Genomic DNA, 23,938 nt, shown 5'->3' with positions numbered 1-23,938 from the left:
AAGGCGATGCCGTGAATTCGGCGCAGGCCGAAAAGCTCCGCCCGGGCCGAAACACTCCGCCCGGGCCGCCACGTCACCGGTCGCGGCATTCCCGTCGCACACGGCCGGAGCGAGCCGCGCCCCGTCGCCGGGCCCGTTCGAGGACCCGCCGGGCACGCGGCGCCGCCGCCACGCCCGGATCGGCGCGCCGTCCGCGACGCTGACGAGCACGTCGGTGAGGCCGCCGTCTCCGCGGCCTGGCTCCAGCCCGACGGTGCCCTGCCCGGCGATCCGGTCGGCCGTCGCTTCGGTCCGGCGAGAGTCCGGTCCTGACGGTCGGCCTTCCGGCGCGGGGGAGGTAGGGGGCGCCGCTACGATCCTGACCCCCCCCGGCGCGGCGAAGGCCGACTCGCCGCCGCGAGCGCCGTCTCACAGATCGCGTCGGACCAGGAACTCCAGCAGCGACCGCAGTTCCTCCACCGCGGGCGGCCGCAGGGAGGCGTCCGCGAGGGCGTCCGCCACGGCCGCCATGTGCCGCCGGGCCTCGGCCAGCGCCGCCGACCGGCCGCCCGCCGCATCGATCAGCGCGGCCGCCTCCCGCCACCGCTCCGGTGGCGCGGCCGGAGCCTCCAGGGCCGCGGCGAGCCGGCGGGCCGGGGCGTCCGCACCCGCCAGCGCGGCCAGCACCGGGTACGTCTTCTTGCCCTCCCGCAGGTCGCCGTGCACGGGCTTGCCGGTGACGGCGGGGTCGCCCCAGATCCCCAGCACGTCGTCGGCGATCTGGAAGGCGATCCCGAGATGCCGCCCGGCCCGGTCCAGGGCGGCGACCGCCGCGGGGTCCGCGCCGCCCAGCAGGGCGCCGAGCGCGCCCGCACAGCCCAGCAGCGCGCCCGTCTTGTGCTCGGCCATCGCCCGGTACTCCTCGGGCCGCACCCGCCGCGGCCCGGTCCAGGGCCGGGCGGCGAACAGCAGGTCGTCGGCCTGGCCGCGCACCAGGTCGCCCAGCGCCGCCGACAGCGTCCGCACGGCCCGCGGCCCCGCCGGAGCGGCCGCCAGCACCTCCACGGCCAGCGCCAACAGGGCGTCGCCCGCCAGCACCGCGGGGCCGGTGCCGTACGCCTTCCACACCGTCGGCCGGCCCCGCCGGGCCCCGTCGCCGTCCATGATGTCGTCGTGCAGCAGGGAGAAGGTGTGCACCAGCTCCACCGCGACGGCCGCCGGCACGCCGGCCCGCCCGGCCGCCCCCGCCGCCTCGGCGCCGAGCACGGCCAGCGCCTGCCTCAGCCCCTTGCCGCCGGACGCGACGGCGGGCGCCCCGCCCACCTCGCACCAGCCGAAGGAGTACGCGGCCATCTCGCCCACCCACGGGTGCATCCGGCCGACGGCCTCGGCGAGAGCGGGCCGCGTCAGCTCACGGCAGCGGTGAAGGACCGCGTACGCGTCCGCCGGCGCTCCGAGCGCGGTGCGAACCGCCGTCATCGCACGACCTCCGCCCGGACGCCGAGTTCCTCCTCGGCGCGGGCCACCATCTCCCGCGCGTGCCGCAGCCCGAGCCGGTCCAGCTCGTCTGCCAGTCCGGACAGTTCGGCGGCGGTCGCGGAACTGTCACGGCCCAGCCGGGCCCGCGACTTGACCAGCCCCAGCCGCGCCAGCGCCTGCCCGCGCGGCTCGCTCATCGCGGTGAACTCCGCCAGCGCCCGCGCGTACAGCTCCCGTGCCTCGGCGTACCGTCCGGCGCGGTACAGGACGTTGCCGCGCATCTTGTGGTTGTAGGCCAGCGCGCCGGAGAGGTTCATCGCGCGGCACTCGGTCTCCGCCCGCGACAGCAGGGCGAGCGCCCGCTCGGTGTCCCCGTCCCGCACGGACACGACGTCGGCGAGCCCGCGCAGCGCCCAGGCGTGGCCGCGCCGGTCGTCGGCGCGCCCGGCTATCCCGGCGGCCTCCTCGAACAGGGCGTGGGCGGTGTCGTACGACCCGGTCTGGCGGTGGATCTGCGCGATGCCCTCCAGCGCCCACACCGTGTGCCGTGCCTCGCCACGCCGCCGCGCCTCGGCCAGCAACTGCTCGTGCAGCCTGCGGACGGCCTCGTAGTCGCCCTGGATGCGCCCGGTCTCGGCGAGCCCGGCGAGCGAGTAGCCGCGTACGACGACGTCGCCGCCGCGCTCGCCGAGTTCGGCGGCGAGTTCCAGCAGCCGCCGGGCGAGCGGGAACGCGCCGCGCTGCCGGGCCAGCGTGCCCCCGCTCCACAGCGCCCAGGCCATCGCCGCGGTGTCCCCGGCCGCGCGGGCGGCACGGTAGCTGGCCTTCCACGCCCGGTCGGCGTCGGCGACCTGCCCCAGCCGGCGGTACGCCTCGGCGACCGCGAGCCCGGAACGCGCCGCCTCGCCGTGCTGCCCGGCCCGCCGGGCGGCTCTGAGCTGCTCGGTGCCGGCGGCGAGTACGTCGGTCAGCGAGGAGTTGACGGACAGGGTGGTGAGCGCGCCCTGGTACTCCGGGGCGGATGCCTTGCCGTACATCGATGCCTTCCCGTTCGTACACGCACCACGTATACACCATGTGTATACAACGCGTGTATACGCGGTGCGTATAGTTCGTCGAAGATACGCCCCGGCCCGGTCGGGCCGGGGCGTGACCTGTTGCCGGTCAAGACGCCGGGGGAAGGGAGGAGGTTGCTCGTGAGGCGTGGATCACCCTGCGCGGTCCGGGATCACCGGGCGCGGATCAGTGCTGCGCCCGCTGCGGAGTCGCCTCGCTCGGCCGTACGACGACGAAGCCCTCGCCCTCCAGCATCAGCTGCACGGCCTCGCCGGAGCCGCCGCGCAGCATCGAGCCGACGGACTGCGAGCGGTGCAGCGAGGTCCGCAGGCCGTTCGTCCAGCCGACGACGGCGTCCGTGTCGACGTACACCGGGTACTGCGGCGAGACCGGGATGACCAGTGGGTTGCCCTCGCAGACCAGCCCGAGCCTGCCCTGTCCGGTGAAGACACTGTTGAACAGGCCGCCGCCGGCGATGCCCGCGCCCTTCACGGTGGCGATCCGGTAGGACAGGGAGGCGTCGAAGCACAGGACGTTGCGGCCGTTGACGGTGAACTCGTCGCCCGGGTCCACGTCGACGACGAAGCAGTTCTGCGCCTCGTGCGCGAACCAGGCCTCGCCCTGTCCGCGCACCGCCATCAGCGGCAGGCCCTCACCGGTGACGGCGCGCTTGAGCATGCCGCCCACGCCCTGGCCCTTGCGCTCGAACTGCAGGTTGCCGCGGTAGGCGATCATCGCGCCCTGGCGGGCCAGCATCTCGCCGTTCACGGCGTACTTGATGCACTTGGCGTTCTCGACCGTCATGCCGGGCGCGGCGGCCGGCCGGACCATGTGCTCGCTGGAAAAGAGGTCACCCTTCATGCGGGCATCCTGTCCCGGAAGATCCCGCTCCGCCAGGACGGCGGAAGCGCCGCGGGCGGGGAGGGTGGGGCCGTGCCCAGGACCGCCGCCGCGAATGCGAGATGAGTCACATTCATGCCGTGCAACTTTCTTCCGGCTCGTCACATCTCCGTATGCAACGCACGGTTGGTCACTCGTTGATCGCTGAGCGGTGCGGATTTGCAAAGTATTGCCATGTAAGGCGCGAAAGTGACCATTCTGTCTTTACATGGCCATGACTTATCCGCAAAGGTTTCGCCTCGGGGCCCGACTGGCCCCCATGTCGTGCAACCGCGCCATGTCCCAAGGCGGTTGGTGACCCCGGCCGCCTTGCCAGGAAGGAACACTCATCAGTGCGTAGACCGCACATACGCAGCGTGGCGGTCGCCGTCGTCGTGACGACGGCCGCCACCGGTCTCGCCGGCACCGCCTTCGCGGATCCGGCCACGGGGACCAGCCACTCGGTGGCCGCCGCCCGCACCTCGGCCGCCGCCGGCACCTCGGCCGCCTCCGTGGTGACGGCCGCCCGCACCGCCGCCTTCGCCCACGCCTCGCAGACCGGGGTCTCCCGGGGTGACGAACTGCGGGCCGTGGACGTCATGATCGACCCGGAGGGCGCCCGCCACGTCCGGTTCACCCGCGCCCACCAGGGCATGCCGGTCCTCGGTGGCGACCTCGTCGTCCACCTCTCCGAGCGGCTCGCCTACACCGGCGTCACCAGGGCCGCCGACCACACCGTCCGCCTCGCCGCCGACGACGCCGCGGTGTCGCCCGCGCAGGCCGAGCAGAAGGCCGCTCAGGTCGCCAAGGGTGACGCGGGCAGCGCCGAACTCGTGGTCGACGCCCGCGGCGGCGCGGCCGCCCTGGCCTACCGGGTGACGGTCAGCGACAGCGACACCACGCAGGGCGGCGGCTCCCGGACGGTCGTCATCGACGCCGTCACCGGCAAGGTCCGCAGCAACACGCCCGACAGCGACGAGTTCCTCTCGCCGAAGCTCCTCGACACCCTGCGCAAGCGCGGCGAGAAGCTCGACCCCGCCACGGGCATCGGCTCCCGGGCCGCGACGCTGACCGCGTCCCCCGTGACCGGCGTCACCAGCTACCCCGTGAAGGCGAGGGGCGTCGGCAACTCCCTCTTCGTCGGCAGCGTGCCGCTGATCACCACGCAGACGTCCGACACGAGCTTCCTGCTCAAGGACCCCGCCCGCTGGGGCACCGAGACCCGGGACGCCATGGGTCTGGAGCTGGAGGACTTCACCCAGGGCAAGAAGTTCACCAGCACCAACAACACCTGGGGCAACGGCACCGTCTCCAGCCGGACCAGCGCCGCCGTCGACGCCCAGTACGGCATCGTCAAGACCCTGGACTTCTACCGGAAGACCTTCGGGCGCAAGGGCATCGAGAACAACAGCAAGGGCGCCCGCGCCATGGTCCACTTCGGCAACAAGGTGGGCAACGCGTTCTGGGACCCGACCTGCGACTGCATGCTGTACGGCGACGGTGACGGCACCACGTTCAAGAAGCCGCTCGTCGTCCTCGACGTCTCCGGTCACGAGCTCACCCACGGCGTCGTGGCCGCGACCGCCGGGCTGGAGCCCACCTACGTCGACCAGTACGGCAACCAGTACGGTGAGCCGGGCTCGCTGAACGAGTCCCTCGCGGACATCTTCGGCTCGAACGTCGAGTTCTCCGCCAACAACATGAAGGACAAGCCCGACTACCTCGTCGGCGAGAAGCTCGGGCTGGACCAGAAGTTCCTGCGCCGCCTCGACCAGCCGTCGCTGGACGAACTCGAGGGCGCGATCGACTACTGGGACCCGTCCACGTACTACACCGAGGTGCACGCCGGCTCCGGCGTCTCCTCCCACGCGTACTACCTGCTCGCCGAGGGCAGCGGCAGCAAGACGATCAACGGCGTCGCCTACTACTCGCCGACCTTCGACGGCTTGGCGGTCACGGGCATCGGCCGCACCAAGGCCACGGCGATCTTCTACCGGGCGCTGACCCGCTACATGGTCTCCACCACCGACTTCCACGACGCGCGCAGCGCGACGCTGAAGGCGGCCACGGACCTCTACGGGCTCAACAGCACGGAGTACAAGGCCGTGAACCGGGCCTGGGCGGCGGTCAACGTCACGAAGGCCAACACCCCGGCCGCACGGAACTGACGTTCCGGCGCCGACGAGCCGGCCCCCCGGTCTCCGGGGCGGCCGGCTCACCCGTTTCCGCCGGCCCGGCCGCCCTCGGAGCCCTCAGCCCGAGGCCGTCGGCTCGGCGGTGACCGGACCCCGCCGGCAGGCGATCGCCACCGCCACCGTGCGGCCGGCGGCGCCCAGCTCGGCCAGGATGCCGGAGACGCGGACGCTCGCCGTCTCGCCGTCTCGCCGGTGACGAACGGCTCCTCGCCGATCTGCCGGTTGCCGAGGCCCCGGGCGAGCAGCCACAGCAGCAGCACGCCGCGCGGCTCGCCGCCGTGGGCGCGCTCCAGCACCCGGGAGAGGCGGGCGACTTCGTCCTCCCGGCCGATCAGCGGCATGGTGATCAAGGTCCGCGGCACGGATCCGTCCTGGCACGCGGGGCCGGCGGCGCGGTCCGCCGCCCACCGGGCGGAGGGGGCTCAGCGCAGCGTCTCGGCCCAGTTCGCCGGCACCCGCCCGGCCGGGCCCGGCGCCGGCTGGTCCGCGGGGCGGCTGACGGGGGGAGCGAGGTCGGGTCCCGACTCCAGCAGCCGCGAGGCGGCGAAGTCCCAGAACCAGCTCTCGCCCGGCTCGAAACTGCGGATCACCGGATGGCCGGTCTCGTGGTAGTGCGCGGTGGCGTGCCGGGCGGGGGAGTCGTCGCAGCAGCCGATGTGCCCGCACCGCGCGCAGCGCCGCAGGTGGAACCACCAGCCGCCGGCCGCCTCGCACTCCACGCACCCGGTGCCGCTCGGCGGGACGGCGGGGTCGATTCCGTCGACGTCGGTCATGGGCTCTCCCGATGTGGTGGGGCGTCGTCCGCCGCGGTGAGCGGCAGCAGGACCTGGAAGCGGGTGTCGCCGGGTTCGGACTCGACCTGGAGGGTGCCGTGTGGTGCTTGTTCACCACGATCCGCCAGGAGATGTCCAGCCCGGGCCCGGTGCCCCGGCCCACCGGCTTGGTGGTGAAGAAGGGGTCGAAGATGCGGCCGCGGATCTCCCGCGGCACGCCGGGCCCGGTGTCGCGGAACTCCACCAGCAGCCGGTCGTGTTCGCGCGCGGTCCGCACGGTCAGGGTGCCCTCGCCCCGGCGCCGCCGACGGCGGAGACCGCGTTGTCGATGAGGTTGGTCCACACCTGGTTCAGCTCCGCCGGGTAGGCGGGGATCTTCGGCAGCGTGCGGTCGTAGTCCTTGACGACCTCGATCCGCGGGCCGATCTTCCCCGACAGCATCAGCAGGGTGCCGTCGAGGAGTTCGTGCTTCAGCTCGCGCAGCGCCTCGAGCGCGGACTCGCCGGACTTCGCGCGCACGATCCGGTACGACTCGCCGTAGCGCCGCCGGAGGTCCCGGGCGACGGCGCGGGAGACTCCCGGATCGTCGTCCACGGTCATGATGACGGTCCGCGCCGGGTCGGACGCCTCTGGCATAGGTCTCCCACCCCGAGGCCGGATTCACGGCACGGCGCGCTCCGTGGCGGAGACGGTGGCCGTGCCGGCTCCAGCCCATCGTATGGTCGACCGGCCCGCCGTGCCGCGACGAGCGGCGGACCACCCCCTCGCGGAGCCTCCCCCGCCCCTTCGCGGAGCCTCCCCCCGACCCTTCCGAGTGCCCTCCGGCCCCGTAGGCCGTCCTTCCGGCCCCCTCGGCCGTCTTCCGGTCCTCCTCGGCCGCTTCCCGGCCGTTCTCAGGCCCGGCGTGAGCCGAGCACGCAGAACTCGTTGCCCTCGGGGTCCGCGAGCACCACCCAGGGCCGGTCGCCCTGGCCGACGTCCGCGTACCGGGCGCCGAGCGCGAGCAGCCGGGCGACCTCCGCCCCCTGGTCGTCGGGGCGGAAGTCGAGGTGGAGGCGGTTCTTGACGGTCTTGCCCTCCGGGACGGCCGCGAACAGCAGTCCCGGCAGGCGGTCCTCGTCCGGCCGGATCTCGTACTCGTCGGCCGCGTCGTTCACCACGACCCACCCGAGCGCCTCGGCCCACCACCGCCCGAGCGTCACGGGATCGGCCGCGTCCACGTTCACCTGCTCCCACCGCAACGTCATGTCGGCAGGGTAGTGAAGACTGACCCCTACGACAGTGAGAACGACACAGGAGGCAGCCGCATGACGGGCCCGATCACCGCAGGGGTCGACGGAACCGAGGAGAGCGTCGCCGCGCTGGGCTGGGCGGCCAGGGAGGCGATCCGGCGCGGGCGGGCGCTGCGGGTGGTGCACGCCTGGCGGTTCCAGCCGTACGAGGGACTCGACGCGGCCGACGCGGAGACCCAGGCCGGGTGGGTGCGGAACGCGGTCGAGGAGGCCGTGCGGACGGTCACCGCACGGCATCCGGAACTCGAGGTGAGCACCGACGTCGTCGAGGGTCCGGCGGTCGACACCCTCGTCGCCGCCGCGGCGGACGCCGAGATGCTGGTGCTGGGCTCGCGCGGGCACGGGCCGGTCGTCGGCTTCCTGCTGGGCTCCGTGGGCCAGCAGGTGATCGCCGCGGCGAAGCGGCCGGTGGTGCTGGTGCGCGCCGGTGACCGGCCGACCGGCGAGGCGGCGGGCCGCGAGGTCGTCGTCGGCCAGCAGGGTGACCCGGAGGACAGCGCCGAGACGTTGCGCTTCGCGTTCGAGACGGCGGCCGCCCGGGGCGCCACCGTCCGCGCCGTGCGGGCCTGGACGCTGCCTCCGGTGTTCGCCTACAGCCCCGGCTCGCTGGAACTCCTCGACGAGGCCGGGGGACTGGAGCCGTTCGAGAAGAAGGCGCTCGCCGCGGCGCTCGCACCGCTGCGGGAACGCTTCCCCGGCGTCCCCGTGGTCGAGCACGTCGAGATGGGCAGCGCGGGGCAGGTGCTGCTGTCGGTGGCCGCGCGGGCGCAGCTGATGGTGGTCGGCCGGCGCGCGCACCGCACGGCTGTCGGCGCCCGGATCGGCTCGGTGGCGCACGGGGTGCTGCACCACGCCGGCTGCCCGGTGGCCGTGGTCCCGCACGGCTGAGTCACTCGGCCGGGGTGGGCTGCAGCGTCTCGCGGGCCTTGGGCAGGATGTTCCTGATGTAGTCCTCGACGGCCGTGTCCAGCCCGATGTCGTGCTGGGCACGCTCGGACAGGTACCAGCGGTGCTCCAGCAGCTCGTGGTAGATCTCGGCCGGGTCCATCGCCCCGCGCAGTTCGAGGGGCACCGCCCGGACCGTGGGCCGGAACACGTCCCGCACCCAGCGGTGCGCCAGCACCTCCGGGCGGGCGGCGAGGGGGTCACCCGGGGCGTAGTCGTCCTGGGTGGCCATCCAGCTCTCCAGGTCGGTCAGCAGCCGCCGCGCCTGGTTCTCCTCGGCGTCCAGGCCGGTCAGGCGCAGCAACTGGCGCTGGTGGTGGCCGGCGTCGACGACCTTGGGCACGAAGGTGACCGTGTCGCCGTTGGAGGCGCTCTCGATCTGCATCTCGGCCACGTCGAAACCGAGGTCGTTCAGGCGGCGTATCCGGCGTTCTATGTAGTGGTACTTGCCCGCCGGGTACACCGAGGTGCGGGTCAGCTCCTGCCACAGGCCGCGGTAGCGGGCGCAGATCTCCATGCCGAACTCGATCGGGTCCACGGACGGGTGCAGCGCCCCGGACGCCTCCAGGTCGAGCAGTTCGCCGCTGATGTTCACGCGCGCGAGGTCCAGGTCGTAGTCCCGCTGGCCGGGGCTCAGCCGGGGGTGCAGTTCGCCGGTCTCCGCGTCGACGAGGTAGGCGGCGTAGGCGCCCGCGTCCCGCCGGAAGAGGGTGTTCGACAGGGAGCAGTCGCCCCACGCGAACCCGGCCAGGTGCAGGCGGACCAGCAGGACGGCCAGCGCGTCCATGAGACGGTGCATGGTGGCCGGGCGCATCGTCGTCTCGAACATCGACCGGTACGACTGCGATCCGCGCAGGTGCCGGGTGATCAGCACCGGCTCCAGCGGGGCGTCGTCGCCGTCCTGGCGGCCGGTGACCACGGCGAGCGCGTCCACCGCCGGGATGCCCAGCTTGTCGAGGTCGCGCAGCAGTTCGTACTCACGCAGCGCCGGCCGTTCGGCGAGCTCCTTGACGGCGATCACCTCGTCGCCGGCGCGGGCGTAGCGCACGACGTGCCGGGAGATGCCGCGCGGCAGCGGGACCAGGTACTCCTCCGGCCACTCCTCCAGGGGCAGGTGCCAGGGGAGTTCGAGCAGGAGCGCGGGGTGCTCCGGGTTGGTCGCGCTGATCTGCAGTGCCATGGGCGGGGTGACCTCGTCCTGCTTCGCGGTTGATCGTCACCTCACCCTAAACGGCACGCTCCTTGGCCTGAAGTGCCGTTTCACGCACCGGACCGCGGTGCGCCGGCCCGTGACCGGGCAGCAGCAGGTCGCCCGGCAGCTCGGCGAGGACGTCCAGCGAGGCGACCGCGCGGGCGCGGTCGTGGTGGAACATGCCGGGCAGCAGTTGCGGGCCCCGGATCCGTGCGGTGGGGTGGGCGGTCACCAGCGCGTCGCCGGCGATCACCACGCCCGCGTCGGGAAGGTGGAAGGCGACGTGCCCGTCGGTGTGACCGGGGGTGTGCACGGGCACCGGCCGGCCGGGCAGGTCCCAGGCGGCCGCGGCCGGGAACGGCTCGGGCGCGGACACGGGGACGTGGGCGGTACCGCCGGAGCGCAGGGCGCGCAGCGCCCAGGGCAGGACGCCCGGCCGCCAGCTGTTCGCGACGACCTGTCCGACGGTCACCTGGTGCAGGAACTCCCGGCGGGCGTGCGGCACTTCGGCCGGGTGGAGGAGGACGGGCGTGCCGTGCGCGGCGCGCAGGTACTCGGCGGAGCCCAGATGGTCGTTGTGCGCGTGGGTGATCAGCACCGCCGTCACCGCCTCCGGTGAACTGCCCACCGCCGCCAGGGAGTCGAGGAGCAGCTGCCGGTCCCCGGGATAGCCGGTGTCGACGAGGGTCACCTCGTCGCCCTCGGTGAGGATCACCCAGTTGGTGTCGCTGCCGTGCACCAGGTGGATGCCGTCGGCCACTTGCCGTACGTCTGCCCGCATGGGTCCAGGAAAGCAGACCGCGGCGCGCCCGCGATCACCGGGCCCTGGCCGGCCGCCGCTCCGCCTCAGCGCACCCCGTGCGGGCGGAACTGCACGCTGATGCGCGGTCCCGCGGCGCGTGCGGACTTCGGCACGCAATGCTCCCAGGTCCGCTGGCAGGAGCCGCCCATCACGATCAGGTCGCCGTGGCCCAGCGGACGCCGTACCGTCCGGCCGCCGCCCACCGGGCGCAGCAGCAGGTCCCGCGGGGCACCCACGGAGAGGATGGCGACCATCGTGTCCTCGCGCGCGCCCCGTCCGATCCGGTCGCCGTGCCAGGCCACGCTGTCCCGGCCGTCGCGGTAGTGGCACAGCCCGGCGGTGGTGAACGGCTCGCCCAGTTCCGCGGCGTAGTGCGCGGACAGCGCGTCGCGGGCCTCGGCGAGCACCGGGTGGGGGAGCACGTCGTGCGGGCCGTAGAACGCGAGCAGCCGGGGGACGTCGACGACGTGGTCGTACATGGTGCGGCGCTCCGCACGCCACGGCACCTCGGCGGCCAGCTGTTCGAACAGGGCGTCCGCGCCCTCGAGCCAGCCGGGCATCAGGTCGATCCAGGCGCCGGGACCGAGCCGCGTACGGCGGATCCCGTCGAGGGGGCCGAGCCGCAGCCGGTCGTCCTGGTCGAAGAGCGAACCCTGGAGGTGCCTGGTCATGTATCCAGCGTACCCCTGAATCGAAAACCTGTTCCCATGAATTCGGTGGCACTCGGTGGTGGCATTCGGTCGCATTCGCTGGTCGCATCGCTCTTTCGATGCATCCATGTATCGGATACATTCCCGTATCGAACGACGGAGGCAGCCGTACGAGGGAGGCGACCGCGGTGGAGAGGGCGGCGGTACCGGAGGCGCCGCGGCGGGTCACCCGCCGTCGGGTGCGGACACGGGCCAACCTGCTCGACGCCGCCTTCCGGGTGTTCGCCGCCAAGGGCTTCGGGCGCGTCTCCATCGAGGAGGTCTGCGACGCCGCCGGCTACAGCCGTGGCGCCTTCTACTCCAACTTCGCCAGCCTGGACGAGCTGTTCTTCGCCCTGTACCGGCAGCGCGCCGACCTGATCGCCGAGCAGGTGTCCGGGGCGCTGGCCCTCGACGGCCCCGACTTCGACGTGCCCGCCGCCGTCGACCGCGTCACCGAGGTGCTGCTCCTCGACCGGGACTGGCTCCTGGTCAAGACGGACTTCCTGGTGCACGCCGCCCGCGATCCGGCCGTCGCCGAGACCCTGCTCGCCCACCGCGCACGGCTGCGGGAGGCGATCGCCGAGCGGCTCGCCCGCACGCGCGGCCTCGCCCGGCCGCCCGGCGTGCTCGGCGACGCCGACGGCGCGGCCCGTGCCGTGGTCGCCGCCTACGACGGAGTCACCGTCCAGCTCCTGCTGGACAAGGACGCCGAGGGCGCCCGGCGCTGGCTCAAGCAACTCCTCACCGCCCTGCTGACGGACGGCAGCGGCACCCCCGAATGACACCTCCGGGTGGCACCCCGAGTGACACCTCCGAGTGACACCTCCGGGTATCACCCCGGGTAGCACCTCGTGACACCTCGTGACACCTAGTGACATCTTCGAGAAAGGCAACGGTCGCCATGGATGCGGACGTCATCGTCGTCGGAGCGGGCCTGGCGGGGCTGGTCGCCGCGCACGAACTCACCAGCCGGGGCCGCCGGGTCGCCCTGGTCGACCAGGAGAACGCCGCCAACCTCGGGGGACAGGCGTTCTGGTCCTTCGGCGGGCTGTTCCTCGTCGACTCCCCCGAGCAGCGCCGCCTGGGCATCAAGGACTCCTTCGACCTCGCCTGGAGCGACTGGCAGGGCAGCGCCCGGTTCGACCGGGTCGACGACGAGGACTCCTGGGCGGTGCGCTGGGCGCGTGCCTACGTGGAGTTCGCGGCGGGGGAGAAGCGGTCCTGGCTGGACGGCCACGGCATCAAGCTGCTGCCCACGGTCGGCTGGGCCGAGCGCGGAGACCTGCGCGCCGACGGACACGGCAACTCCGTGCCCCGCTTCCACATCGCGTGGGGGACCGGCACCGGCGTCGTGGAGCCGTTCGCCGCGTACGCCCAGCGGGCCGCCCGCGAGGGGCTGCTGACCTTCCACCACCGTCACCGGGTCGACGAACTGGTCATCGAGGAGGGCGCCGCCCGCGGGGTACGCGGCACCGTCCTCGCCGAGGACCGCTCGCCGCGCGGCGTCGCCTCCAACCGGGACGCGGCCGGCGAGTTCGAACTCACCGCCCAGGCCGTCGTCGTCACCAGCGGCGGCATCGGCGCCGACCACGACATCGTCCGCCGGTACTGGCCCGCGCGCCTGGGCACCCCGCCCACCGAGATGGTCACCGGCGTGCCCGCCTACGTCGACGGACGCATGCTCGACATCAGCGCCGCGGTGGGCGTACGCCTCGTCAACCGCGACCGCATGTGGCACTACACCGAGGGCCTGCGGAACTGGGACCCGATCTGGCCGGGACACGGAATCCGCATCCTGCCGGGGCCGTCCTCGATGTGGTTCGACGCCCTCGGCCGCCGCCTGCCCGAACCCTGCCTGCCCGGTTACGACACCCTGAGCACCCTCGAATACCTGCGCACCACCGAGGACATCGCGGGCTACGACCACTCCTGGTTCGTCCTCACCCAGAAGATCGTGGAGAAGGAGTTCGCGCTGTCGGGCTCCGAGCAGAACCCCGACATCACCGCCAAGGACAAGGGCGCGGTCCTGCGCGACCGCCTGCTCGGCAAGGGCGCGCCGGGCCCGGTGGACGCGTTCCTGCGCCAGGGCGCCGACTTCGTCACCGCGTCGACCCTGGAGCAACTCGTGGCGAAGATGAACGAGCTGACCGACAAGCCGCTCCTCGACGCCGCCGTACTGCGCCGCCAGATCGAGGCCCGCGACCTGCAGCTGGCCAATCCGTACAGCAAGGACGCCCAGGTGCAGGGCATCCGCAACGCCCGCCGCTACATCGGCGACCGCCTCGGCCGCGTCGCCACCCCGCACCGCATCCTCGACCCGGCCGCCGGGCCGCTCATCGGCGTCAAGCTCCACGTCCTGACCCGCAAGACCCTCGGCGGCATCCAGACCGACCTCGACTCCCGCGCACTGGGCCCCGACGGGCAGCCCGTCGAGGGTCTGTACGCGGCCGGCGAGGTGGCCGGCTTCGGCGGCGGCGGCGTCCACGGCTACAACGCCCTGGAGGGCACATTCCTCGGCGGCTGCCTCTTCTCCGGCCGTGCGGCCGGCCGGTCGGCGGCGAAGGAGACGGCCTGACCGCGGGCCGGCTCGCGGTGCCCGCGCACCCGCGACGGGCCCCGATGAACCCGAATGAAGCGGGGAGAAGGAGGAACCAGGGCGGGGCGTACCTCTAACCTGGGGCCGACTGATCACCGCCACCCCCCAGGAGCGCATGTGAGGATGTCCCGCAGACGGGCCAGGCAGGCCGTCACCGCCGCCGTGCCCGTCGTGGTCACGGCCCTGCTCGCCGCCGCCCAGCCCCCGGCGGCGGGTACCGTCGGCGCGCCCGGCGTCGGCGACCCGTACTTCCCGCTCGCCGGAAACGGCGGCTACCACGTCGGCCACTACGACCTGACCCTCCATCACGACCCGGAAACCGGCCACCTCGACGGCACCGCCGTCATCACCGCCCGGGCCACCCAGGACCTGTCCCGCTTCGACCTCGACCTCAAGGGCCTGACGGTCACCGGCGTCGCCGTCGACCGCCGCACGGCGGACTTCCGCCGCAGCGGTCAGGAACTCGTCGTCATGCCGTACCGTCCGCTGCGCAAGGGACGGCAGTTCCGGGTCACCGTCACCTACCAGGGCACCCCCGGGCCGGTCACCGACCCCGACGGCTCGCCCGACGGCTGGATCCCCACCGACGACGGCGCGTTCGTCGCCGGCGAGCCGCAGGGCGCCATGACCTGGTTCCCGGCGAACAACCACCCCAAGGACAAGTCCGCGTACGACATCACGATCACCGTCCCCCAAGGCCGCACCGCCGTCGCCAACGGCGTCCTCGTCGGGCAGCGGACGGCACACGGGCGCACCACCTTCCACTGGCGGCAGAGCGAACCCATGGCCGCCTACCTCGCCACCGCCACCGTCGGGAAGTTCGAGGTCGAGCAGTACACCACCCGCGACGGCATCCGCGTGTACAACGCCGTCGACCCGCGGGAGGCCTCCGCCGCGGCGCCCGTGCTGAAGAGACTGCCGTCCGTCCTGGAGTGGGAGAGCAAGCTGTTCGGGCCCTACCCGTTCCGCGCCGCCGGGTCGATCGTCGACCACGCCCCGGACGTCGGGTACGCGCTGGAGACCCAGTCCCGGCCCCTGTACGACCGCGCGCCCGACCTGAGCACCCTGGTCCACGAGAACGCCCACCAGTGGTTCGGCGACTCCGTCTCCCTGACCACGTGGCAGGACATCTGGCTCAACGAGGGCTTCGCCACCTACGCCGAGTGGCTCTACCGCGAACAGCACGGCGGCAAGACCGCCCAGCAGACCTTCGACGCCCTGTACGCCCGCCCGGCGAGCGACGAACTGTGGGCGTTCCCGCCCGGCGACCCGGGCAGCGGCGCGAACATCTTCGGCACCCCCGTCTACGCCCGCGGCGCGATGGCCCTGCACGAACTGCGGGTCGCCGTCGGGGACCCGGCGTTCTTCCGCATCCTGCGTGCCTGGGCGACCGTGCACCGCTACGGGCACGGCACCACGGCGCAGTTCGTACGCCTGGCCCGGAACGTCTCGGGCCAGGACGTCGACAGCCTGCTGAAGACCTGGCTGTACGCCCCGGGGAAGCCGGACCTGCTGCCGTAACCTGCGGAACGTCCGACGCCGCGCGCACGGGACGCGCCTGTGCACGGGACGTGCCTGTGTACGGCGCACGTCCGTGAAGGCGAACGCCCGTGCACGCGAACCCCCGTGCACGCGAACGCCCGTGCGCGGCACGGCCGCGCCGGCCACGCGTCGCGAGGGCGACGACGTCGTGGCCGGCGTGACCGGCACCGGCACGGGCGTCAGCGGTTCTCCGGACTACCGGCGCCGGGGCGGGGCCGGCAGCCCGCTCTCACGCGCCGCGCCTGCGGGCGACGGCGCGCCGGCGCCGCAGTGCGCGCCGTTCCGTCTCGTTCGTGCCGCCCCACACACCCAGGACGTCTCCGTTCTCCAACGCCCACTCCAGGCACTGTTCCTGGACCGGGCACCCGGTGCACACCGCCTTCGCCTGCTGCGTCTGCAACAGCGCCGGGCCCGAGGAGCCGATCGGGAAGAACAGCTCGGGGTCCTGGTCGCGGCATGCGGCATGGTCTCGCCAGTCGTTCATCAAAGTCACCTGCGATCGAAGTCGTACGCGCCCTCGCGGACGGCTTACTCGCTTTCGGGTCACCTGTCGACGCGTAGGCGAAACAACCGACTTCCGGTGTGAGCGACTTCACTGCTCCCGGATGCCCCACGGGGAGCCGTACGCGGTCAGCAGATCCAGGAACGGGCGGGCCGGGAACGCCTCGGGCCCGAGGACGCCCGAGCCGGACCAGGCGCCGGTGGCGATGAGTTCGAGCGCGACGACCGGGTTGACGGCGGTCTGCCACACCACGGCCTGGCTGCCGTACTCCGTCATGGACCACTGGTTGTCGACGACGTGGTACAGGTAGACCTCGCGCGGGGCCCCGTCCTTCGTGCCGCGCACCCAGGTGCCCGCGCACGTCTTGCCGTGCATCCGCTCGCCCAGCGTCGCCGGGTCGGGCAGGCAGGCGGCGACCACGTCCCGGGGCGAGACGGCCACCGGGCCCGCGGCGCCCGGCACGGTCACCGGGTCGGTGCGGTCCAGGCCCAGCAGGTGCAGCGTCCGCAGCGTCTCGATGAACTCCCGCCCCAGACCGTACTTGAAGGTGACACGGCGCGCGTCGACCCAGCGCGGGACGAGCAGCACCTCCTCGTGCTCCACGTTCACGCACTCGACGGGGCCGATCCCCTCGGGGAAGTCGAACTCCTCCGGCTCGCTGAACGGCTCGGTGGTGAACCAGCCGCGGCCGGCCTCGTAGACGACCGGCGGGTTCAGGCACTCCTCGATGGTCGTCCAGATGCTGAACGACGGCGCGAAGTCGTAGCCGTCGACGGTGAGGTTCGCGCCGTCACGGACGCCGATCTCCTCGATGTCGTCGAAGAGTTCGTCGGCGGCGTAGCGCGCGAAGACGTCCGACAGGCCCGGCTCCACGCCCATGCCGACGACGGCCAGCGCGCCCGCCTTCTCCCACTCCTCGGCCAGCGCGAACTGGTCGTCGCCGAGCTTGAGTCCGCACTCCTCGTAGGGACGTTCGGGATGCGGGCGCGACAGCGACATCGCCATGTCGAGATAGCCGGCGCCGGCGGCGAAGGCCGCGCGGAAGAGAGGCATCACGAAGCGCGGGTCGGTGGCATTGAGGAGCACGTCGCAGGAGTGGCGGCGCAGCAGTTCGGTCACCGCCGCCTCGTCGCCGGCGTCGACGCGTTCGGCACTGAACCGGTCGTCGCCGACGGCCGCGACCGCCGCCTCGGCCCGGGCCAGGTCGTAGTCGGCGACCACCATCGCCTCGAAGAACGGGCGGCGGACCGCGATCCGGGTGACGGCGGTGCCGACACCGCCGGCTCCCACGAGCAGGACACGCATGAGGACAACTCCCTCGTCAGAAGGTCTACGGACGGGTGGGGCCCCGGCGCCGATACAACGCCGCCCGCTCCCGTAAGGTCAATGGCGTTGGCATAAGCGCGGACCGGGAAGGAGGCCCCGGATGCCCAAGCCCGTGGTGCCGGAGAACAAGCGGCGCCGGCGCCGGCCCACCAAGAGCGGGACCGTGCTGTCCGAGCGGCTGATCGTGGAGACGGCGCTGCGCATGCTGCGCGAGCACGGCAGCGCGGGCCTGACCGCCCGCCGCCTCGGCCTGGCCCTGGACGCCGACCCGAGCACGCTCTACCGCTACTTCCGCGGCATGGACGACCTGACCCTCGCCATCGGCGACGCGCTCATCGGGGAGGCGCTCGACGGCTGGCGGCCGACGGGGGAGTGGCGGGCTGACCTGCGCGCGATCGGGCTGCGCATCCACGCCGCGTACGTCGCCCACCCGCAGGCGGCCCAGCTGACGGCGAACCGGGTCACCGGCCGGGCCAACGAACTGGCCGCCGACGAGGCCGTCCTGGACGTCCTGCGCACCGCCGGGTTCCCGCTGCCGGACACGGTACGGATCTACCACGCCTTCATCGACCAGACCCTCGGCTTCGCCGCGCTGGACGCCGCCTCGCTGGCGCTGCCCAGCGCCGCGCTGCGCGCCGACGAGGACATGTGGCGCTCCACCTACGCCCGTCTGCCCCGCGCCACCCACCCCCGCATCGCGGAGGCGGCCCCCCTCCTGGCGACCCGCATGGTCACCAGCGCCTACCCGACGGCCCTGGACATGCTCCTGGACAGCGCGGCGGCCCGCCTGGCGGCCCTGGAGGCCGGGTAGCCCGGGTAGCCCGGGTAACCCGGGTGGGCCGGGTGGGCCGGGTGGCCCGGGTGGGCCGGTCGGCCGGGCGGGCGAGTCTGCGGTGGGCCGGCTCAGGCCACGTCGTCCGGCTCACGCCACGTCGTCCGGTGCATCCCGGCGTCGCGGTCCCGGGCGGAGCGCGGCGGCCGCCGCCTCGGTCACCGCGTCCGCCACCGCGGCCAGCGCGGGGGAGTCGAGCTTCCACTGCTGCCAGTACAGCGGCACGTCCAGGGGGCGTCGCGGAGCGAGCGGGACCAGCCGGCCGGTGCGCAGCAGCTCCCCGGCGTGCAGCTCGGGCACCATGCCCCAGCCGAGCCCGGCGGCGACCGCGCCGAGGAAGCCCTCCGAGGTGGGCACGGCGTGCCGTACGGTGCTCGCGCCCCGCGTGCCGCGCCGCAGCCGCCGGACGAACGCGTCCTGGAGGTCGTCGGCGCGGTCGAAGGTGACCACCGGCGCGTCCGGCAGGGTCTGCCGCAGGGGCCCGTCCAGATGGCGTGCCACGAAGTCCGGGGTGGCCGCCGCGGTGTAGCGCATCGTGCCCAGGGCCCGCATCGAGCAGCCCGGCACCGGGTCCGGCGACGAGGTCACCGCCGCCATCACCAGGCCCTCCCGCAGCAGCTCGGCCGTGCGTGTCTCGTCCTCCCGGTGCAGTTCGAAGCGCAGCGGCGGTTCGGCCGGCACCCGGGTCAGCGCGGGCAGGAACCACGTGGCGAGTGAGTCGGCGTTCACCGCGACCGCCACCCGGGTCGGCTCCCCGGCGTCGCTCATGCCCAGCTCGGCCCGCGTGTCGTGTTCGAGGCGGGCGAGCTGGCGGGCGAAGCGGACGACGATCTCACCGGACTCGGTCGGCCGCACCGGCTTGGTGCGCAGCAGCAGGACCCGGCCGGTGCGCTGCTCCAGCGCCTTGACGCGCTGGCTGACCGCGGACGGCGTCACGTGCAGGGCGGCCGCCGCCGCGTCGAACGTGCCCTCGTCCACCACCGCGAGCAGGGTCCGCACCAGGTCCAGCGGAAGGTCCGTCATCACGAACGCTGATGGTACGTAAGAATCCTTAGCTGTACTCGCGGAGGCCGGGTGCCTAGCGTGGAGGCCGTGTCTCCCTCTCTCACCGCCGCGGCCGCCGGCTTCGGCACCGGCCTGTCGCTCATCGTCGCCATCGGCGCCCAGAACGCCTTCGTATTGCGCCAGGGCGTCCGCCGGGACGCGGTCCTCGCCGTCGTCGGCATCTGCGCCCTGTCCGACGCCGTCCTCATCGCGCTCGGCGTGGGTGGGGTCGGCGCCGTCGTGGTGGCCTGGCCGGGCGCGCTGACGGCGGTGGGCTGGATCGGCGGCGCCTTCCTGCTGGGCTACGGCGTGCTGGCCGCCCGCCGTGTGTTCCGGCCGGGCGGCGCCCTGAGCACGGAGGGCGAGGCGGCCGGGTCCCGCGGACGGGCGGTGCTCACCTGTCTGGCCATGACCTGGCTCAACCCGCACGTCTACCTGGACACGGTGTTCCTGCTCGGCTCGATCGCCGCCGACCGCGGCCCGCTGCGCTGGACCTTCGGGCTCGGCGCCGCGCTGGCGAGCCTGTGCTGGTTCGCCGCGCTGGGTTTCGGCGCCCGGCTGCTCGGCCGCTTCCTCGCCCGGCCCGCCGCCTGGCGGGTGCTGGACGGCCTGGTCGCCACGACGATGATCGCCCTCGGCGTCACTCTCGCCGCCGGAGCCTGACCCCCGGCCTCTCCACCCGCGGACCGCCGGCCGGGGCCCCGGCGTCCCCGGCCGCCTGTCCCGGGCCGGGCTCCGGCCTCCCCGGCGGTCGGGGGCGGGGCGGGCTCCGGCTCCCCGGCCACGGGTTCGGGCCTGCTGGTGAACGTGCGCACGTACGACGACGAGACCCGGCGGGCCGTTCTGGCCGCCGTCCGGCGCATCCCGATGCCGAGTTGCCTGCCGAGTTGCCTGCCGAGTTGGACCTACTGGGCCTGGGATACCGCCGCACAGCGGCAGCCGACCGCCTCGGCGGCCGTCCGCGCAGCCGGCGCGGCCGCGGTGGGCGCACCCGGTCACCTGGACGGATCCGTCGGCACGCGCTCCGCTGAAGGCCGTGGTTTCGTTCCTTGCGGAACTCCCTGCACGTCCGAGCCCGCGAGGCGCGAAAACCAAGGACGCAATACGTGCATTGAATCGAGGAACCGATGACTACGTACAGGGTCGGCTACTTCGTTGGAAGTCTGGCGACTCACTCCATCAACCGGACGCTCTCGAAGGCTCTGATCCGGCTGGCCCCGTCCGATCTGGAATTCTTTGAGATTCCGATCAAGGATCTACCTCTCTACAGTTACGACTACGACAGCGACTACCCCGCCGAAGGCAAGGCGCTCAAGGATGCCATCGCCTCCGCCGATGCCCTCCTGTTCGTGACCCCTGAGTACAACCGATCCATTCCCGGCGCCCTCAAGAACGCCATCGACTGGGCCAGTCGCCCCTGGGGCAGCAACTCATTCGCACACAAACCCTCCGCTGTGATCGGAGCGTCCCCCGGCGCCCTCGGTACCGCCCTCGCCCAGCAGAGCCTGCGTGGGGTCCTCAGTTTTTGCGACTCGCCGCAGATGAATGCACCGGAGGCGTACGTCAGATTCAAACCCGGTGGTTTCACCAGTGAGGGGGAAGTCGTCGACGAACATACGGAACAATTCCTCCGGGGCTTCATGGAGGAATTCCGGGATCACGTTGTCCGGGTCCTCACTGTGCTCCCGCGAAAACCGTGAAGCGTGCGAGTCCGGATCCGTCGAGCGTCCACGAGCTCGAGCGCCCGGCCCGCAACGCCGCCGAGCGCCCCGGAGACGTCGGGGGGCGGGGCGGGCTCGGGCCTCCCGGCCCTCGGGGGCGGGGCGGGCTCCGGCATTCTCGACCGCCCGTCCCGGCCCCTGGACGGTGCTGCGATAGTGAACCCCGGACGAGAAAGATGTAACCGGCAACCAGGAAGCTCGTGGACACAAGCGAGAGCAGCACCGAACCGAAGACGCCGACCCCCGCCGCCGTCGCCGGTCCGCCCCGGCGCGGCTGGCGCCGCTGGGCCATGGACACCCGCCCGCTGCGCATCCCGGCCTACCGGCGGCTGTGGTCGTCGACGATCGTCACCGCCGTCGGCAGCCAGCTCACCGCGGTCGCCGTCCCCAAGCAGATCTACGACATCACGCACTCCTCGGCCTGGGTCGGCGCCGCGAGCCTCGCCGGGCTGCTGCCCCTGATCGTGTTCGCGCTGTGGGGCGGGGCGGTCGCCGACACCATGGACCGCCGCAGGCTCCTGCTGATCACCAACACCGGCATCGCCGTCACCTCGCTGCTGTTCTGGCTGCAGGCCGCCGCGGGGCTCGACTCGGTCGCCGTGCTGATGGTCCTGCTCGCGCTGCAGCAGGCGTTCTGGGGCCTGAACGCCCCGGCCCGCAACGCCTCCATAGCCCGCCTGGTGCCCGAGAACGAGCTGCCCGCGGCCAACGCCCTCGGCTCGACGGTCATGCAGACCGGCCAGGTCGTCGGTCCGCTCCTGGCCGGCGTGCTGATCCCGGTCATAGGCCTGCCCGAGCTGTACCTGATCGACGCTCTCGCGCTGTGCGTCACCGTGTGGGCGGTGTACCGGCTGCCCTCCCTGCCGCCGCTCGCCGGGACGGCGAACCGCCGAGCCGGGGTACGGGAGATCGCGGCGGGGTTCCGCTACATCTCGCTGCACAAGGTGCTGCTGCTGTCGTTCCTCGCCGACATCGTCGCGATGGTCCTCGGCATGCCCCGCGCGCTGTTCCCGCAGCTCGCCGCCCAGACCTACGGCTCCTACGGCGAAGGGCTGGCGCTCGGCCTGCTGTTCGCGGCCATACCCATCGGCGCCGTGCTCGGCGGACTGTTCTCCGGCACGTTCTCCCGGGCCCGCCGGCACGGCTGGATGGTGATCGGCGCGGTCGTCGCCTGGGGCCTGGCGATCGCCGGATTCGGGCTGAGCGGCAACCTGTGGATCGCGGCCGCCTTCCTGGCGGCGGCCGGGGTGGCCGACATGGTGTCGATGGTCTTCCGCGGCGCGATCCTGCTGTCCGCCGCGACCGACGAGATGCGCGGCCGTATGCAGGGCGTCTTCACGGTCGTCGTCGCGGGCGGCCCCCGCCTGGCGGACGTCCTGCACGGCACCGCCGGCTCGGTCTTCGGCACCCGCACGGCGGTCGCGGGCGGCGGCCTGCTGGTGGTCGTCGTGATGCTGGGCCTGGCCGCCGCGGTGCCGGCGCTGCGCCGCTACCGGGTCTGAGCGGGCTACAGCGGGCTGCGGCGGTGGGTCGCGTACTCCATGAGCTTGACCCGGGTCGTCTCCAGCCGGTGCGCGAGGATCTCGGCGACCCCGCGCACCAGGATCAGCCCGAGCCCCGGATCCTCCTCGCACAGCCGCAGCACCGCGGCCGCGTCGAACTCGTAGGCGCGCACCGGGCTGAAGGCCTGAGCGCCGAAGTCCCATTCGTACGGCGGGAACAGCCAGGACCAGCCGAGCAGATCGCCCGTGCCGAGACTCGCCACGGACACCCGCTGCAGCGCGTTGACCCGCTGGTCCAGGGTGACCGCGCCCGAGCGGATGACCCAGAAGCGGTCGGCCCTGCCCCCCGCCTCGAAGATCCGGGCGTCCTCGGGGAAGGACACCTCGTGCGCGAGGTCCATCAGGCGCCGGCGCTGGGGCGGGGGGAGGACGGTCAACAGCTTTATCGCTTTGGTCATGAGGCGTCGCTCCTCGCCGGCGTGGGTTCCGGTGTTTCCTATGCCCATTTCAGCCGCTGCGCGGACCCGGAGCACCTCGGAGGACGACGGTTGCCGCCGGAAATCGCCGGACTCGTCCCGGCGCAGGAAAAAGCCCTGGCTGGACGGGGGAAACCAGCCAGGGCCGCAAGCGGTGGCGCCGGAGGACGGTACGGTCCACTCCGTCACCACGTGTGGGTGAACCGTAAACCATCCATCGGCACAATGCGTACCCGAAAGCCGGTCACGTGACCTGTTTCACTCCGCGGCGCACCAAGGGTCAGCGTGGTTCGGTGTGCCTGCCCGGGGTGAGGATCTCGTCCAGCACCCGGAGCACGGTCTCGTAGGCCAGGGTGCGGACGGCGGCGTCGCGCGCCGCCTGCGGGTCGCTCGTCGTCAGATCGTCGCTCCGGGTCCGCCACGTCCGGTGCTCCTCCCGCGCGCAGGCCCGCGCCCGCTGCAGTCGCCTCAGCAGTTCGTCCGAGTGCACGACATCGCCCATGAGGTCCGCGTACCCCCGGTGAGCCGCTCGATGGCCGGCCGTGGATGTCCGGGAGGGGGAGGTTTGGCATGGCTTGCGGAGGTCAGCCGGTTGAAGAGACCTCTCCTGACCGAAAAGAGTGCCAGCGTCCTCAACCCCAGGGAGTCAGGCGATGAGCGACGAGAGCAGGACCGACACCGTCCCCGGACTGTCGGGCGTCGGCCGCGGCGGGGAGCGGCGGACCGGCCGGCCGGACGAGGCGCGCCGGGCCGTGCGGCGAGCGGTCGCCGAACGGTGCCGCGCCCTGCACCGGCCGTGCGACGCCGACGCCCTGTCCGACGCCCTGCTGGTCGTCTCCGAGCTGACGACCAACGCCATCCTGCACGGCGGCGGCATCACCGACTTCCGGGTCGACGTGGTCGGTCCCGACGTGCGGGTGTCGGTCAGCGACCGCAGCGACGCGCTGCCCGCCGTCGCGGAGCCCGTCGACCTCCAGGGGCGCCGGCGGATCGGCGGCCGCGGCTGGTCCATCGTCTGCCGGCTGGCCCGCGACGTACACGTGTCCGGGCTGCCGTCGGGAGGCAAATGCATCACCGCCCTGGTTCCGCTTTTGTGAACTTCGCGGCGTTGCG

24 protein-coding genes and 2 pseudogenes are annotated in these 23,938 nt (G+C 73.1%); 10 read left to right on the top strand and 16 right to left on the bottom strand.

All coding sequences use genetic code 11. The features are described 5' to 3' along the window. Positions 1–408: 408 nt before the first annotated feature. The 3 genes from VKA29_RS19825 to VKA29_RS19815 all read right to left on the bottom strand — a co-directional run bounded on the left by VKA29_RS19825 (position 409) and on the right by VKA29_RS19815 (position 3,375). Positions 409–1,458 (bottom strand): polyprenyl synthetase family protein, encoded by a 1,050-nt coding sequence (locus tag VKA29_RS19825; protein ID WP_324787206.1) that lies wholly within the window; start codon positions 1,456–1,458, stop codon positions 409–411. Then, positions 1,455–2,495 carry a tetratricopeptide repeat protein gene (locus VKA29_RS19820; protein WP_324787205.1) on the bottom strand — a complete coding sequence of 347 codons (1,041 nt, stop codon included), beginning with the start codon at positions 2,493–2,495 and terminating at the stop codon, positions 1,455–1,457. The genes VKA29_RS19825 and VKA29_RS19820 overlap by 4 nt, the downstream gene beginning before the upstream one ends. Positions 2,496–2,700: 205 nt before the next feature. Next, the gene (locus tag VKA29_RS19815; RefSeq protein WP_324787204.1) at positions 2,701–3,375 is read right to left on the bottom strand and encodes an AIM24 family protein; all 675 of its coding nucleotides are present in this window, start codon (positions 3,373–3,375) and stop codon (positions 2,701–2,703) included. A 371-nt stretch (positions 3,376–3,746) separates the two neighbouring features. On the opposite strand from VKA29_RS19815, the gene VKA29_RS19810 reads away from it, so the two are divergent. Beyond that, on the top strand, positions 3,747–5,561 hold the full coding sequence (locus VKA29_RS19810) for a M4 family metallopeptidase (protein ID WP_324787203.1): 1,815 nt from the start codon (positions 3,747–3,749) through the stop codon (positions 5,559–5,561). Between the two features lie 47 nt (positions 5,562–5,608). Here VKA29_RS19810 and VKA29_RS19805 read toward each other — a convergent pair whose 3' ends face one another. From VKA29_RS19805 to VKA29_RS19785, 5 genes and pseudogenes are all read right to left on the bottom strand, one after another. Continuing rightward, a complete protein-coding gene (locus tag VKA29_RS19805) occupies positions 5,609–5,950 on the bottom strand; it encodes a hypothetical protein (protein WP_324787202.1) in 342 nt (113 codons plus the stop codon). 60 nt (positions 5,951–6,010) lie between these two features. Then, entirely contained in the window at positions 6,011–6,361 is a 351-nt protein-coding gene (locus VKA29_RS19800; RefSeq protein ID WP_324787201.1) for a UBP-type zinc finger domain-containing protein, read from the bottom strand. After that, positions 6,358–6,829, bottom strand: a pseudogene (locus VKA29_RS19795) (sensor histidine kinase); the annotation flags it as partial. The pseudogene VKA29_RS19795 and the gene VKA29_RS19800, both read right to left, overlap by 4 nt. Next, a pseudogene (locus tag VKA29_RS19790) lies at positions 6,830–6,997 on the bottom strand (fused response regulator/thioredoxin-disulfide reductase); the annotation flags it as partial. It abuts the pseudogene before it with no gap. 257 nt (positions 6,998–7,254) lie between these two features. Next, entirely contained in the window at positions 7,255–7,608 is a 354-nt protein-coding gene (locus tag VKA29_RS19785; RefSeq protein WP_324787200.1) for a VOC family protein, read from the bottom strand. Between the two features lie 60 nt (positions 7,609–7,668). On the opposite strand from VKA29_RS19785, the gene VKA29_RS19780 reads away from it, so the two are divergent. Further along, positions 7,669–8,541, top strand: a complete 873-nt coding sequence (locus VKA29_RS19780; RefSeq protein ID WP_324787199.1) for a universal stress protein — start codon at positions 7,669–7,671, stop codon at positions 8,539–8,541. A 1-nt stretch (position 8,542) separates the two neighbouring features. On the opposite strand, the gene VKA29_RS19775 is transcribed toward VKA29_RS19780, so the two are convergent. The 3 genes from VKA29_RS19775 to VKA29_RS19765 all read right to left on the bottom strand — a co-directional run bounded on the left by VKA29_RS19775 (position 8,543) and on the right by VKA29_RS19765 (position 11,263). Further along, entirely contained in the window at positions 8,543–9,778 is a 1,236-nt protein-coding gene (locus VKA29_RS19775) for a DUF4032 domain-containing protein (protein WP_324787198.1), read from the bottom strand. Between the two features lie 46 nt (positions 9,779–9,824). Next, a complete protein-coding gene (locus VKA29_RS19770) occupies positions 9,825–10,571 on the bottom strand; it encodes an MBL fold metallo-hydrolase (protein WP_324787197.1) in 747 nt (248 codons plus the stop codon). A gap of 65 nt (positions 10,572–10,636) precedes the next feature. Further along, positions 10,637–11,263 (bottom strand): alpha-ketoglutarate-dependent dioxygenase AlkB, encoded by a 627-nt coding sequence (locus tag VKA29_RS19765; RefSeq protein ID WP_324787196.1) that lies wholly within the window; start codon positions 11,261–11,263, stop codon positions 10,637–10,639. Positions 11,264–11,430: 167 nt separating this feature from the next. Between VKA29_RS19765 and VKA29_RS19760 the strand changes: the two genes are divergently transcribed. The 3 genes from VKA29_RS19760 (at position 11,431) to VKA29_RS19750 (ending at position 15,401) form a co-directional block, all read left to right on the top strand. Further along, a complete protein-coding gene (locus VKA29_RS19760; protein WP_324787195.1) occupies positions 11,431–12,066 on the top strand; it encodes a TetR/AcrR family transcriptional regulator in 636 nt (211 codons plus the stop codon). Positions 12,067–12,185: 119 nt separating this feature from the next. Beyond that, complete coding sequence (locus VKA29_RS19755) at positions 12,186–13,859, top strand: FAD-binding dehydrogenase (protein WP_324787194.1); 1,674 nt, start codon at positions 12,186–12,188, stop codon at positions 13,857–13,859. A gap of 144 nt (positions 13,860–14,003) precedes the next feature. Beyond that, a complete protein-coding gene (locus VKA29_RS19750) occupies positions 14,004–15,401 on the top strand; it encodes a M1 family metallopeptidase (protein ID WP_324787193.1) in 1,398 nt (465 codons plus the stop codon). 250 nt (positions 15,402–15,651) lie between these two features. On the opposite strand, the gene VKA29_RS19745 is transcribed toward VKA29_RS19750, so the two are convergent. Then, the gene (locus VKA29_RS19745) at positions 15,652–15,906 is read right to left on the bottom strand and encodes a WhiB family transcriptional regulator (RefSeq protein ID WP_324787192.1); all 255 of its coding nucleotides are present in this window, start codon (positions 15,904–15,906) and stop codon (positions 15,652–15,654) included. Between the two features lie 108 nt (positions 15,907–16,014). After that, positions 16,015–17,229, bottom strand: a complete 1,215-nt coding sequence (locus tag VKA29_RS19740; RefSeq protein WP_324787191.1) for a saccharopine dehydrogenase family protein — start codon at positions 17,227–17,229, stop codon at positions 16,015–16,017. A gap of 121 nt (positions 17,230–17,350) precedes the next feature. Between VKA29_RS19740 and VKA29_RS19735 the strand changes: the two genes are divergently transcribed. Then, positions 17,351–18,061, top strand: coding sequence for a TetR/AcrR family transcriptional regulator (locus VKA29_RS19735; RefSeq protein ID WP_324787190.1), 711 nt, complete (start codon positions 17,351–17,353; stop codon positions 18,059–18,061). Between the two features lie 111 nt (positions 18,062–18,172). Here VKA29_RS19735 and VKA29_RS19730 read toward each other — a convergent pair whose 3' ends face one another. Next, entirely contained in the window at positions 18,173–19,105 is a 933-nt protein-coding gene (locus tag VKA29_RS19730; RefSeq protein WP_324787305.1) for a LysR family transcriptional regulator ArgP, read from the bottom strand. Between the two features lie 69 nt (positions 19,106–19,174). Here VKA29_RS19730 and VKA29_RS19725 point away from each other — a divergent pair, with 69 nt between their 5' ends. The 3 genes from VKA29_RS19725 to VKA29_RS19715 all read left to right on the top strand — a co-directional run bounded on the left by VKA29_RS19725 (position 19,175) and on the right by VKA29_RS19715 (position 22,349). Next, a complete protein-coding gene (locus VKA29_RS19725; RefSeq protein ID WP_324787189.1) occupies positions 19,175–19,789 on the top strand; it encodes a LysE/ArgO family amino acid transporter in 615 nt (204 codons plus the stop codon). A 464-nt stretch (positions 19,790–20,253) separates the two neighbouring features. Beyond that, positions 20,254–20,826 carry an NADPH-dependent FMN reductase gene (locus tag VKA29_RS19720; RefSeq protein WP_324787188.1) on the top strand — a complete coding sequence of 191 codons (573 nt, stop codon included), beginning with the start codon at positions 20,254–20,256 and terminating at the stop codon, positions 20,824–20,826. 221 nt (positions 20,827–21,047) lie between these two features. Continuing rightward, the gene (locus VKA29_RS19715) at positions 21,048–22,349 is read left to right on the top strand and encodes an MFS transporter (protein ID WP_324787187.1); all 1,302 of its coding nucleotides are present in this window, start codon (positions 21,048–21,050) and stop codon (positions 22,347–22,349) included. Positions 22,350–22,354: 5 nt separating this feature from the next. Here the strand turns inward: VKA29_RS19715 and VKA29_RS19710 are convergent, their stop codons facing one another. Continuing rightward, complete coding sequence (locus VKA29_RS19710) at positions 22,355–22,807, bottom strand: cyclic nucleotide-binding domain-containing protein (RefSeq protein WP_324787186.1); 453 nt, start codon at positions 22,805–22,807, stop codon at positions 22,355–22,357. A 298-nt stretch (positions 22,808–23,105) separates the two neighbouring features. After that, positions 23,106–23,327 carry a hypothetical protein gene (locus VKA29_RS19705; RefSeq protein ID WP_324787185.1) on the bottom strand — a complete coding sequence of 74 codons (222 nt, stop codon included), beginning with the start codon at positions 23,325–23,327 and terminating at the stop codon, positions 23,106–23,108. A 151-nt stretch (positions 23,328–23,478) separates the two neighbouring features. Here VKA29_RS19705 and VKA29_RS19700 point away from each other — a divergent pair, with 151 nt between their 5' ends. Then, positions 23,479–23,922, top strand: coding sequence for an ATP-binding protein (locus VKA29_RS19700; protein WP_324787184.1), 444 nt, complete (start codon positions 23,479–23,481; stop codon positions 23,920–23,922). Positions 23,923–23,938 lie beyond the last annotated feature (16 nt).

Origin of the sequence: Streptomyces sp. H51, from assembly GCF_035656535.1 — a bacterium.
In the GTDB taxonomy this organism is placed as follows: domain Bacteria; phylum Actinomycetota; class Actinomycetes; order Streptomycetales; family Streptomycetaceae; genus Streptomyces.
Note: the sequence above shows the minus strand (reverse complement) of the source record. Positions and strands in the feature narration are given on the sequence as shown.